This window comes from Micromonospora sp. NPDC049060 (assembly GCF_040649055.1).
GTDB lineage: Bacteria > Actinomycetota > Actinomycetes > Mycobacteriales > Micromonosporaceae > Micromonospora > Micromonospora reichwaldensis.
This window is the reverse complement of record NZ_JBEZEV010000019.1, coordinates 1-13,657: the sequence shown is the minus strand read 5'-3', so window position 1 is coordinate 13,657 and position 13,657 is coordinate 1. Positions and strand designations below refer to the sequence as shown.

The window sequence follows — 13,657 nt, the reverse complement described above, 5'->3', positions numbered from 1 at the left end:
GGGACGGGAGAGAGCTGGAGCTGGAAGGTCAGGAGATGCCGAGGTCCTTGTCGACCATCGCGAACAACTCGTCGTCGGTGGCGTCGTCGAGGTGCCGGCCGATGTCGGCGCCACCGCTGTCCTGGGCGAGCCGGGACAGCATCGCCTGCAGGCGTACGGTGGCACGCACCCGGGCCGCCTCGTCCCGCGCCACCACGTCGAGGCTGTCGGCGATCCGGTCCAGATCGTCGAGGAGGGCGGTCGGGGTGACCACGTCGTCGTGGGCGACCTCGGCGAAGAGGTACTCCGCCAGGGTCGTCGGGGTCGGGTAGTCGAAGACCAGGGTGACCGGCAGGGCCACGCCGGTGGCCGAGCCGAGCCGGTTGCGCAGCTCGACGGCGGTGACGGAGTCGAAGCCCAGCTCCCGGAACGCCCGGTGCTCGTCCACCGACTCGGCGGACGGGTAGTTGAGCACGGCGGCGACCTGGTTGCGGACCAGGCCGAGCAGCACGGCGAGCCGCTCGGCGGCGGGCAGGCCGGCGAGCCGGTCCTGCAACGTCTCCGGGCCGTCGCCGGCCTCCACGCTGGCCACCTGCTCGGCAGTGACGAGGCGCCGCACGTCCGGCAGGTCGCTGATCAGCGGGCCGGGCCGGGTGGCGGTGAAGGCGACGGAGAACCGTTCCCAGGCGATGTCGGCGATGGTCAGGAACGCCTCGCCGTGGTCCACGGCCTGGTGCAGCGCGGCGATGGCCGCCTCGGGGGTCATCTCGGGCACGCCGTGGCGGTGCAGCAGCTCGCCGAGCGGCCCGTCGGCCATGCCGCCGCCGGCCCACGCCCCCCAGGCGATGGAGGTGGCGGTCAGGCCGAGGCCACGCCGGTGCTGGGCGAGGGCGTCGAGGAACGCGTTGCTCGGGGCGTAGTTGCCGACGCCGGAGCTGGCCACGCTGCCGGCGAAGGACGAGAACATGATGAACGCCGACAGCTCGTGGTCGAGGGTCAGCTCGTGCAGGTTGTACGCGACGTCGACCTTGGCCTGGAGCACCCGCTCGATCTGCTCCGGCCGGATGTCGTTGATCATGGCGTCGTCGAGCACGGCGGAGGCGTGCACGACAGTGGTGAGCGGGTACTCGACGGGGATCGCGTCGATCAGGTCGGCCAGCGCGTCCCGGTCGGAGGCGTCGCACTCGACGACGGTGGCCTGGGCGCCCAGCTCGGTGAGGTCGTCGACGAGCTGCTGCGCGCCCGGCGCGGCCATACCCCGCCGGCTGACGACCACGATGTTCTCCACGCCGCTGCGGGCCAGCCAGCGGGCGGCGTGCCCGCCGAGCGCGCCCGTGCCGCCGGTGACCAGCGCCGTGCCGTACGGCTGCCACGGGTTCGCGGGCTGGCTCTCGCCGAGCGGGACCCGGGTGAGCCGGCGGGCGAGCAGTCCGCCGGGGCGTACCGCGATCTGGTCCTCCTCACCGGCGGCGGTGAGGGCCGCGACCAGCAGGTCGGCGCAGCGCTCGTCGACGGCCTCCGGCAGGTCCACGAGACCGCCCCAGCGCTGCGGGTGCTCCAGCGCGGCGACCCGGCCGAAGCCCCAGACCAGCGACTGCACCGGGGAGCGCAGCAGGTCGGCCATGCCGACGGACGCGGCGCCGGAGGTGACGCTCCACATCGGGGCGCGCAGGCCGAGGTCGCCGAGGGCCTGGAAGAGCGCGACGGTGGCGGCGAAGCCGCCGGGCACCGACGGGTGCAGCGGGTGGGCCAGCTCGTCGAAGGCGAGCAGCGAGACCACGCCGGTCACCTCGGCGGCGGCGTCGGCGCCACCCGGCGCGGCGGCGAGCGCCTCCTGAAGCAGCTTGCCGAACTGGTCGCGGTCGACGTCGGGGGTGGAGACGGGCACCGGGACGAGCGTCGCGCCGGCCGCCGCGAACGCGTCGACGCAGGCGTCCTGCCAGGGCTCGATGATGTCGCCGGTGGGCAGCACGACGACCCAGGTGCCGCTCATGCCCCGGTTGGTGACGCCGGTCAGCGGCTTCCAGGTGTCCTGGTAGCGCCAGCTGTCGATGTCGGACTGGCGGCGCCGCTGCCGGCGCCAGGAGGTGAGCAGCGGCAGGGCCGGCAGCAGCGCGTCGAGGACCTCGTGGGCCGGGGTGTCCTCGGTGGCGATGGTCTCGGCGAGGGCGGTGACGTCCCCGCGTTCCACGGCCGCCCAGAAGCTCGTGTCGCTGGGGTCGCCGCCGGCCGCGCCCTGGAGCAGGCTCTGCAGGTCGGGGCCGCCGCTGCCGTCCAGCCAGAACCGCTGGTGGTCGAAGGCGTACGTGGGCAGCGGCGCCACCTCGGTCTCGGCGAGGACGTTCGCGAGGTCGACGGGCAGGCCGATGGCGTACGCGGTGGCGAGGTTGGCCAGCAGCCGGGTCGCGTCGTCGTCGCCGCGGCGCAGGCTGCCCAGCGTATGCCCGGTGACGCCGGTGTCGTCGAGGATCGCCGTCACCGGCATCGTCAGCACCGGGTGCGGGCTGATCTCCACGAACGTGGTGTGCCCGGCGGCGATCGCCGTCCGGACGGCGGCGTCGAACCGCACGGTGCGGCGCAGGTTGTCGTACCAGTAGTCCGCGGTCATCGAGGCCGGGTCGACCCAGTCCCCGGTGAGCGTGGAGACCAGGCGGGTGTGGCCGGCCTGCGGGGTGACGTCGGCCAGGTCCGCGCGCAACTGCTCGGCGACCTGCTGCACGGCCTCGGAGTGGGAGGCGTAGTCCACGGGGATGAGCCGGGCGCGCAGGCCCTCGGCCTGGCACGCCGCGACGAGGTCGGCGACGGGCTGCGGCGGGCCGGAGACCACGACGGTGGACGGGCCGTTGACCGCCGCGACACCGACGCCCGGGAACGCCGGCAGGCGCTCGGCGACCGCGTCAGCCGACAGGTCCACCGACGCCATCGTGCCGGTGCCGCGCAGCACCGCCAGGGCGCGGGAGCGCAGCGCCACGGTCCTCGCGGCGTCGTCCAGGCTCAGGATGCCCGCCACGCACGCCGCGCCGATCTCGCCCTGCGAGTGGCCGACGACCGCGTCCGGGACGACGCCCGCCGCGCGCCACACGGCCGCGAGGGCGATGCCGACGGCCCACAGCACGGGCTGCACGACCTCGACCCGCTCCAGCCACGACTCGTCGTCGCCGGTCAGCACCGACACGAGGTCCACGTCCAGGTACGGGGCGAGGGCCCGCTGGCACTCGGCCAGCTTCGCGTCGAACACCGGCGTCCGGCCGACGAGGCCGGCGGCCATCCGCGCCGACTGCGCGCCCTGGCCCGGGAAGACGAAGACAGGGCCGGCACCGGCGCTGGTGACCGTACCGGTGACGAGGTTGCCGGCCGGGTGGCCGGCGGCGAGGGCGTCCAGCCCGGCGAGCAGCTCGTCGGTGCCGAGGCCGACCACGGCAGCGCGGTGGTCGAACGTCGAGCGGGTGGTGGCCAGCGACCAGCCGACCGCCGCCGGGGCGAGGTCGCCGTGCTCGCGCACGTGCCGCGCGAGCCGGGCGGCCTGCCCGGCGAGGGCGGAGCGCGACCGGGCCGACACCGGCCAGAGGGTCACGTCCGAGCCGACCAGGCCGGGGCGTCGCGCGGGCGCGACGGCGGTGGCCTCGACGGCCTCGCCGCCGTCCACGGACGCCGGTTCGGCGACGCGCGGCCGGTACTCCTCCAGGATCACGTGCGCGTTGGTGCCGCTCACGCCGAACGAGGAGACGCCGCCGCGGCGGGGGCGGTCCAGCTCCGGCCACGGCTTGGACTCGGTGAGCAGGGACACCGCCCCGGCGGTCCAGTCCACGTGCGGGGAGGGCTCGTCGACGTGCAGGGTCTCCGGCATGACGCCGTTGCGCAGCGCCATCACCATCTTGACCAGCCCGGCGACGCCGGCGGCGCTCTGGGTGTGGCCGATGTTCGACTTCACCGAGCCCAGCCACAGCGGCCGGTCGGCGGGCCGGTCCTGCCCGTACGTGGCGATGAGCGCCTGCGCCTCGATGGGGTCGCCGAGGGTGGTGCCGGTGCCGTGCGCCTCGACCATGTCGACGTCGGCGGTGCCGAGCCGGGCGTTCGCGAGGGCCTGCCGGATGACCCGCTGCTGGGAGGGGCCGTTCGGGGCGGTGAGCCCGTTGGACGCGCCGTCCTGGTTGAGGGCGCTGCCCCGGATCACGGCGAGGATCGGGTGGCCGTTGCGCTCGGCGTCGGCCAGCCGCTCCACGACGAGCACGCCGCCGCCCTCGCCCCAGCCGGTGCCGTCCGCGCCGGCCGCGAAGGCCCTGCACCGGCCGTCGACGGACATGCCGCGCTGCCGGGAGAAGACGACGAACACGCCGGGGGTGACCATCACGGTGACGCCACCGGCGATGGCCAGGTCGCACTCGCCGCGGCGCAGCGCGTTCACGGCGAGGTGCAGGGCCACCAGCGAGGAGGAGCAGGCGGTGTCGACGGTGACGGCGGGGCCGTTGAGGCCGAGGGTGAACGAGATCCGGCCGGACGCGACGCTCGTGGTGTTGCCGGTGCCGATGTACATGTCGACGCCCTCGGGCACGTGCGGCAGACCCATGCCGTAGTTCGAGGTGCTCAGCCCGACGAAGACGCCGGTGGAGCTGCCGCGCAGCGACAGCGGGTCGATGCCGGCCCGCTCGATGGCCTCCCAGGACGTCTCCAGCAGCAGCCGCTGCTGCGGGTCCATGGCGAGGGCCTCACGCGGCGAGATGCCGAACAGCGACGGGTCGAAGTCACCGGCGCCGTCGAGGAACCCGCCGATGCGCGTGTAGCTCTTGCCCGGCTTGTTCGGGTCGGGGTCGTAGAGCGCCTCCAGGTCCCACCCCCGGTCGTCCGGGAACTCGGTGAGCGCGTCCCGGCCGTCGGCGACGAGGTCCCACAGGGCTTCCGGCGACCGGACCCCACCGGGGAAGCGGCAACTCATCGAGACGATGGCCAGGGGCTCCTGGTCGCGCGCCTCGACGGTCTGCAGCTTGCGCTTGGTCTCGTGCAGGTCGGCGGTGACCCGCTTGAGGAAGTACCGCAGCTTGTCATCGCTCATCGGGGGGCACCTGCCTCGATTGGAAGGTTGGTCATCTCAGGAGATTCCAAACTCTTTGCTGATGAAGTCGAAGATCTCGTCGTCGCTGGCCGAGTCGAGGTCGGGCCGGTCCGGCTCGGCGGCGGGCCCGGCCGCCAGGTCGGACGCCTTGGCGAGCAGGTCCTGCATCCGGGCCGTGAAGCGGGCCCGGGCCGCCGGGTCGAGCGGGATGGCGTTGAGCAGGCTCTCCACCGTGTCGATGCCCTGGAAGAGGGGCTGCGTGGAGGGCGCCGCGTCGGCGGCGATCTCGCTTGTCAGCTTCTCGGCGAGCGCGGTCGGCGTCGGGTAGTCGAAGACCAGCGTCGCCGGCAGCCGCAGCCCGGACAGGCCGTTGAGCCGGTTGCGCAGGTCGACGGCGGTGAGCGAGTCGAAGCCCAGGTCGGTGAAGAGCCGGTTCGGGTCGACGGCGTCGGCGCCGGCGTGACCGAGGACGGCGGCGATGTTCGCCCGTACCACGTCGAGCACCACCTTGAGCCGCTCCGGGCCGGCCAGGCCGGCGAGCCGCTGGCTGAGCTGCACCCCGCCGGAGCGGGCCCCGGTGGCGTCGACGGAGCGCCGCAGCGGCACCCGGACCAGGGCCCGGAGCATCGGCGCGAGGGTGCCGGCCTCGGCCTGCCCCCGCAGCGTCCCGACGTCCAGGCGCATCGGCACGACGGCCGCCGCATCGAGCCGCCAGGCGGCGTCGAAGAGGTTCAGCGCCTGCTCGGTGGCGAGGCCGGCGGCGCCCTGCTCGGCCATCCGCCGCACGTCGTCGTCGCCGAGGTGGCCGGTCATGCCGCTGGCCTGCTCCCAGAGGCCCCACGCGAGCGAGATGCCGGCGAGCCCGCGGGCCCGGCGGTGCGCCGCGAGGGCGTCGAGGAAGGCGTTCGACGCCGCGTAGTTGGACTGGCCGGCGCTGCCCAGGGTGGCCGCCGCCGAGGAGAACAGGACGAAGGCCGCGAGGTTCGCGTCGGCCGTGAGGCGGTGCAGGTGCCACGCCGCGTCGATCTTCGGCACGGCGACCGCGTCCACCCGTTCGGGCGTCATCGACTCCAGCACGCCGTCGTCGAGGACACCGGCGGCGTGCACCACGGCGGTGAGCGGGTGCGCCGCGGGCACCCCGGCCAGCAGCGCCGACAGGGCGTCGGGGTCGGCGGCGTCGCAGGCCGCGACGGTCACCTCCGTACCGGCGCCGGCGAGCTCGGTGACGAGGTCGTCGATCCCCTCGGCCGCCGCGCCGCGCCGCCCGGCCAGCAGCAGGTGCCGCACGCCGTGGGTGGTGGCGAGGTGGCGGGCCAGGATGCGGCCCAGCACGCCCGTGCCGCCGGTGATCAGCACGGTGCCGTCCGGGTCGATCCCGCCGGGCAGCGGCTCCACGCCGGCCGGGACCCGCCCGAGCCGTGGCGTGCGCACCTGCCCGGCCCGCACGGCGAGCTGCGGCTCGCCGGAGGCGATCGCGGCGGCCAGCGCGGTGGCGCTGTCCGGGGTGTCGTCGAGGTCGACGAGCTGGCACCGGCCCGGGTGTTCGAGCTGGGCGGTGCGCAGCAGACCCCAGACCGGGGCCTGGCGCAGGTTGACCACCTGCTGCTCGCCCGCCGCGACCGCGTCGCGGGTGACCAGCACCAGCCGGGACTCGGCGAACCGGTCGTCGGCGAGCCAGGTCCGCAACGCGGCGAGGGTACGGTGCGTGGTGGCCCGCGCCTGCCCGGCCAGCGCCGGGTCCGTCGGGTCCCCGGCGTCGCCGATCGGCACGATCACCGCCTCGGGCGCCGGCTCACCCCCGGCGAGCAGGTCGCCCAGCGAGTCGAGGCCGACGTCGGTACGCACCCGGGCGCCGGCCGCCTCGCAGGCGGCGCTGAGCGCCAGGTCGTCGCCGAGCGCCACCCAGCGGGTGGCCGCCGGCACGGGCCCGGTGGGCACCGGCAGCGCCGGCCAGTCCACCTGGAACAGCGACTCGTGCCGGCCGGAGCGGGCCGCGCCGAGCGAGTCGCCGGCGACCCGGCGCATGATCAGCGAGTCGACGTGCAGCACCGGGGCGCCGGTGGCGTCGGCCACCTGGAAGGAGACGCCGACCTCGCCGGCGGCGGCGACGCGTACGCGCAGGGCGGTGGCCCCGGCGGCGAGCAGCGACACCCCGGTCCAGGCGAACGGCAGGCGGGGCACGCTGGCGTCGGCGCCGTCGCCCATCCGGCCGAGGAAGCCGCCGATCGACATGGCCTGCAACGCGCCGTCCAGCAGCGCCGGGTGCACCCCGAAGCGGCCGGCCTCGGCGTGGTGGTCGGCGGGCAGTTCGACCTCGGCGAAGACCTCGTCGTCGCGGGTCCACGCGGCGCGCAGGCCACGGAACGCCGGGCCGTACCCGAAGACGGTGGCCTCGATGCCAGAGTAGAAGTCGTCGGCCTCGACGCGCGTCGCGCCGGGCGGCGGCCACACCCCCAGGTCGAAGGCGGGCGCGGCGTCGGCCGGCTGCGGACCGAGTAGGCCGGTGGCGTGGCAGGTCCAGGCGACGTCGGCCAGGATCTCGTCGGAGCCGTCCCGGTAGGGCCGGGAGTAGAGCTGGACGGTACGCCGCCCGTCGTCGTCCCGGTCGCCGACCATCAGCTGCACCTGGAGCGCGCCGAGTTCGGGCAGGACGAGCGGGGCGAGGAGGGTCAGCTCCTCCACCGTCGGGCAGCCGGCCTGCTCACCGGCGTACGTGGCCAGCTCGACGAAGGCGGTGCCGGGCAGCAGGATGTTGTCCATCACCCGGTGCTCGCCGAGCCACGGGTGGGTACGCACCGACAGCCGCCCGGTGAAGACCATCCGCTCGCTGTCGGGGAAGGTCAGCGTGGCGCTGAGCAGCGGGTGCCCGGCGTCCTGGAGGCCGGCGGAGCTGACGTCCTGCGCCCGGTGCAGCGGCGGCTCGACCCAGTACCGCTGGTGGTCGAAGGCGTACGTGGGCAGCGCCACGACGTCGGTCCCGGCGAGGACCGTGCCCAGGTCGACGGGCAGGCCGATCGTGTGGGCGGTGGCGAGGTTCGTCAGCAGCCGCGTCGCGTCGTCGTCACCGCGCCGCAGGCTGCCCAGGGTGTGCCCGCTCGCGCCGGCGTCGTCGAGGATCGCCGTGACCGGCATCGTCAGCACCGGGTGTGGGCTGATCTCGACGAACGTGGTGTGCCCGGCGGCGACGGCCACCCGCACGGCCGCGTCGAACTGGACGGTCTGCCGCAGGTTGTCGTACCAGTAGGCGGCGGTCATCGACGTCGGGTCGACCCAGTCCCCCGTCAGCGTCGACACCAGCCGGGTGTGCCCCGGCTGCGGCGTCACGTCGGCCAGGTCGGCGCGCAACTGCTCGGCGACCTCCTGCACCGCCGCCGAGTGCGACGCGTAGTCCACGGGGATCAACCGCGCCCGCACCCCGTCGGCCTGGCAGGACTCCACCAGGTCGGCGACCGGCTGCGGCGGACCCGACACCACGACGGTGGACGGGCCGTTGACGGCCGCCACCCCGACGCCCGGGAACGCAGTGAGGCGCTCGGCGACCGCGTCGGCGGAGAGGTCGATCGACGCCATCGTGCCGGTGCCCCGCAGGACCGTCAGCGCCCGCGACCGCAGCGCGACGGCCTTCGCCGCGTCCTCCAGCGACAGGATCCCGGCCACGCACGCGGCACCGATCTCGCCCTGCGAGTGGCCGACCACCGCGGCCGGGGTCACACCGGCGTGCTGCCACACCGCCGCGAGCGCCATGCCGACGGCCCACAGCACCGGCTGCACGACCTCGACCCGCGCCAACCACGACTCGTCCTCGCCGGTCAACACCGACACGAGATCGACGTCCAGGTACGGCGCCAGGGCCCGCTGGCACTCCGCCAGCCGCGCGTCGAACACCGGCGTGCGACTGACGAGGCCGGCCGCCATCCGCGCCGACTGCGCACCCTGACCCGGGAACACGAACACCGGGCCCGCGCCGTGGGACGTGACGGTGCCGGCGACGACGTTGCCGGCCGGCGCCCCCGACGCCAGGGCGTCCAGCCCCGCCAGCAACTCCTCCAGGCTCGACCCGACCACGGCGGCCCGCTGGTCGAACGTCGACCGGGTGGCGGCAAGGGACCAGCCCACCGCCGCCGCGTCGATGTCGCCGCGCTCGCGCACGTACTCCGCCAGGCGGGCCGCCTGACCGGCCAGCGCGCCCTTCGACCGCCCCGACAGCGACCACAGCACCGCGTCGGAGGTCACGAGCCCGGGGCCGGGCTCGGCCGGGGCCACGGCCTGCGGCTCGTCGGCCTGCTCGATGATCACGTGGGCGTTGGTGCCGGAGATGCCGAACGACGACACCGCCGCCCGGCGCGGCCGGTCCACCGCCGGCCACGGCCGCGACTCCGTCGCCAGCTCCACCGCGCCGGAGGTCCAGTCGATGTGCGGGGACGGCTCGTCCACGTGCAGCGTCGCCGGGACGAGGCCGTGCCGGATGGCCTGCACCATCTTGATCACACCGGCGACACCGGCGGCGGCCTGGGCGTGGCCGATGTTCGACTTGATCGAGCCGAGCAGCAGCGGCCGGTCGGCGGGCCGCTCCCGCCCGTACGTGGCGAGCAGGGCCTGCGCCTCGATCGGGTCGCCGAGGGTGGTGCCCGTGCCGTGCGCCTCGACCACGTCCACGTCGGCGGTCGTCAGGCGGGCCGACGCGAGGGCCTGGCGGATCACCCGCTGCTGCGAGGGGCCGTTCGGGGCGGTCAGCCCGTTGGAGGCGCCGTCCTGGTTGATCGCCGAGCCGCGCACCACCGCGTACACGGTGCGGCCCTGCCGGCGGGCGTCGGAGAGCCGCTGCACGAGCAGCATGCCGACGCCCTCGGACCAGCCGGTGCCGTCGGCGGACGCGGCGAACGACTTGCACCGGCCGTCGGCCGCGAGGCCGCGCTGCCGGGAGAACTCGACGAACGCGGTCGGGGTGGCCATCACCATGACGCCGCCGGCGAGGGCCATGTCGCACTCGCCGCGCCGCAGCGCCTGACCGGCCCAGTGCAGCGCGACCAGCGACGAGGAGCAGGCGGTGTCCAGCGACACCGCCGGCCCCTCCAGCCCGAACGTGTACGCCACCCGGCCGGAGATGACGCTGCTGGTCATCCCCGTCAGCATGTAGCCCTCGGCGGCCTCCGGCGAGTACGCGAGCAGCGAGCCGTAGTCCTGGCCGCTGGTGCCGACGAAGACGCCGGTGCTGCTGCCCCGTACGTCGGTCGGGTCGATGCCGGCGGACTCGAAGGACTCCCAGGTGGTCTCCAGCAGCAGCCGCTGCTGCGGGTCCATGGCCAGGGCCTCGCGGGGCGAGATGCCGAAGAAGCCGGGGTCGAAGCGGTCGACGCCGCTGAGGAAGCCGCCGCCGCGGGCGTAGAAGGTGCCGGGGGCGTCCGGGTCGGGGCTGTAGAGGCTGTCGAGGTCCCAGCCCCGGTCGGTCGGCAGGTCGCTGATCGCGTCGACGCCGTCGACCACCAGCCGCCACAGGTCGTCGGGCGACCACACGCCGCCGGGCAGCCGGCAGGCCATGCCGATGATCGCGAGGGGCTCGTCGTCGCCGACCGACACGGCGGTCGTCGTGGGTCGCACGGGGACCGGGGTGCCGGCGATCTCCGTACCCAGGAAGCCCGCCAGGTCGTGCGGGGTCGGGTAGTCGAAGACGAGGGTGGCCGGCAGCCGCATCCCGAAGGCGTTGTTGAGCCGGTTGCGCATCTCGACGGCGGTGAGCGAGTCGAAGCCGAACTCGCTGAACGCCCGGCGCGGCTCGATGGCCGCCGGGTCGGGGTAGCCGAGCACGGCGGCGGCCTGGCCCCGGACGATCTCGACCAGCGCGGCGGCTCGCTCGGCGTCGCCGAGCCCGGCGAGCTGCTGCACCAGCGAGGCGCCGGTGGTGGCCGCGGCGGCGCGGGCGGGCGTGCGGATCAGCGCCCGGTACAGCGGCGGGATGCTTCCGCCGGCGAACTGCACCTTCATCGCGGCGAGGTCCAGCCGGGCCGGGACGAGCGCGGCGTCGGTGGTGCGGCAGGCCGCGTCGAAGAGGGCGAGCCCCTCCTCGGCCTCCATGGCGGCGACGCCGGAGCGGGAGATCCGGTTGAGGTGGACGTCGTCCAGCTCGGTGGTCATGCCGCTGCGGTCGGCCCAGAGGCCCCAGGCGAGGGTGAGGGCGGCGAGGCCGCGCGCCTTGCGGTGCTGGGCCAGCCCGTCGAGGAACGCGTTCGCGGCGGCGTAGTTGCCCTGGCCCGGGCCGCCGGCGGTGGCGGCGAGCGAGGAGTACGAGACGAACGCCTTCAGGCCGAGGTCGGCGGTCAGCTCGTGCAGGTGCCAGGCGGCGTCGACCTTGGGCCGCAGCACGCCGTCCATCCGCTCGGGGGTGAGCGAGGAGATGACGCCGTCGTCGCGGACGCCGGCGGCGTGGATGACGGCGGTGAGCGGGTGCTCCACCGGGATGCCGGCCAGCAGCTCGGCCACGGCGGCGCGGTCGGCGACGTCGCAGGCGGCGACGGTGACGCTCACGTCGAGCGCCTCCAACTCGGCGCAGAGCTCCGCGACGCCCCCGGCGGCGCGGCCGCGCCGGCTGGTGAGGATCAGGTGCCGGACACCGTACGTGTCCACCAGGTGCCGGCTCATGAGCTGGCCGAGGGTGCCGGTGGCGCCGGTGATCAGGACGGTGCCGTCGGAGTCGAACGGGGCGGCCGGCGGCTCGCTCGGGGCGGGGACCCGGGTGAGCCGGGCGCCGGCGGCGACGCCCGCGCGGATCACGACCTGCGGCTCGTCGGTGGCGACGGCCGGGACGAGCGCGGCGGCGCAGCCGGCAACGTCGTCGACGTCGACCAGCACGAACCGGTCGGGGTTCTCCGACTGGGCGGAGCGGAGCAGGCCGATCACGGCCGCGCCGGCCAGGTCGGTCAGGTCGGTGTCCCATTCGGTGGCGACCGCGCCCGAGGTCAGCACCACCAGCCGGGAGTCCGCGTAGCGCTCCTCGGCGAGGAACTGCTGGAGCACGGCGAGCGCCCGGTGGGTCACCTCGGCGACGGCCCCGGGCACGTCCGCCGACGCGGGCGGGTCGAGGAACGGCACGACGAGCACGCCGGGCGCGCCCGTCCCGTCGTCCATCGCCGTGGCCAGGGCGGTCAGGTCGGCGTACGCCGACACGGTCGTGCCGGTGGCGGCGACCGCTTCGGTGAGCGCCGCCGCGTCGCCGATGACCGCCCATTCGACGGTGGACGGGCCGGCGGGCAGCGCGAGCGGGGCCCACTCCACCCGGAACAGCGACTCGGCGCCGCCGCCGGAGGCGGTGCGGAGCTGGTCGGCGGAGACCGGCCGCAGGACCAGGGAGCCGACGGAGATGACGGGCGCGCCGGTGACGTCGGTGAGCAGCAGCGAGATGCTGTCGGGGCCGGTGTGCGAGACCCGGACGCGGGCCGCCGCGGCGCCGGCGCCGTGCAGGGCGACGTCGTTCCAGGAGAACGGCAGCCGGCCGTACCCCGGGGGCATGTCCGCCCCGGACGGCTCCCCGGCCGGCGTGGTCAGGCCGAGGGTGTGCAGCGCCGCGTCGAGCAGGGCCGGGTGCAGGCCGTACCCGCCGGCCTCGGCGGCGGGGGCCTCGGGCAGCGCCAGCTCGGCGAAGAGGTCGTCGCCGCGCCGCCAGGCGGAGCGCAGGGCGATGAACGACGGGCCGTAGTCGTAGCCCTGGGCGGCGAGGTTCAGGTAGAGGTCGTCGGTGCCGACCTCGGTCGCGCCTGGCGGGGGCCAGGTGGTCAGGTCGGACCAGCCGGCGGGGCCGCTCGGCACGGCCGGGCCGCTGGCCAGCACGCCGCTGGCGTTGCGGGTCCAGGCCCGCTCGCCCTCGGCCGGCTCGCCGTCCTGGGCGGAGTGCAGCGACACGGACCGGCAGCCCGTCTCGTCCGCCGGGCCGATCCAGAGCTGGATGTCGACGCCCCCGGTCTCCGGCAGGATCAGCGGCGACTCCAGGGTGAGTTCGCGGACGTGGTCCGCGCCGACGTGCGCGCCCGCCTGGAGGGCGAGTTCGACGAAGCCCGTGCCGGGCAGCAGCACGGTGTCGAAGACGACGTGGTCGGAGATCCACGGGTGGGTACGCCGGGCCAGCCGGCCGGTGAACAGGAAGCCCTCGGCGTGCGCGACGCCGACGGCGGCCCCGAGCAGGGGGTGCTGCGCGGGCCGCAGGCCGAACGCGGTGACGTCGCCGGTCCACCCGGCGCCCGCCTCGGGCCAGTAGCGCTGGTGCTGGAACGCGTACGTGGGCAGGTCCACCCGCCGCGCGCCGGTGTCGGCGAACCACGGCTGCCAGTCGACGGCCACCCCGTGCGCGTGCAGCTCGGCCAGCCCGGCCAGCAGCCCGTGCACGGCGGGCCGGTCCTTGCGCTGCACGGCGACGGCCAGCACGCCGTCGTCGCCGGGCAGGATGTCCGCCGCCATCGCGGTCAGTACGCTCTGCGGCCCGACCTCCAGGAACGTGTCCGCCCCGGCGGCGCGCAGCGCGGCGACCCCGTCGGCGAAGCGGACGGCCTGCCGGACGTGGCGCACCCAGTAGTCGGCGGTGCGGATCTCGTCGGCGTCGGCGAGCGCCCCGGTCACGTTCGACACGATCGGCAGCGCCGG

General features: G+C 75.5%; 2 protein-coding genes. Both read right to left on the bottom strand.

Annotation, left to right across the window (positions count from 1 at the left end; all coding sequences use genetic code 11):
• Positions 1-28 precede the first annotated feature (28 nt).
• A complete protein-coding gene (locus tag AB0B83_RS10840; protein ID WP_357577970.1) occupies positions 29-5,029 on the bottom strand; it encodes a type I polyketide synthase in 5,001 nt (1,666 codons plus the stop codon).
• A gap of 36 nt (positions 5,030-5,065) precedes the next feature.
• Positions 5,066-13,657 (bottom strand): SDR family NAD(P)-dependent oxidoreductase (locus AB0B83_RS10835; protein ID WP_357577969.1); only part of this gene is annotated, 8,592 nt, incomplete at its 5' end.

Excerpts from the sequence above, each read along its gene's own strand:
- AB0B83_RS10840 (WP_357577970.1), bottom strand. The coding sequence starts at position 5,029 with ATGAGCGATGACAAGCTGCGGTACTTCCTCAAGCGGGTCACCGCCGAC.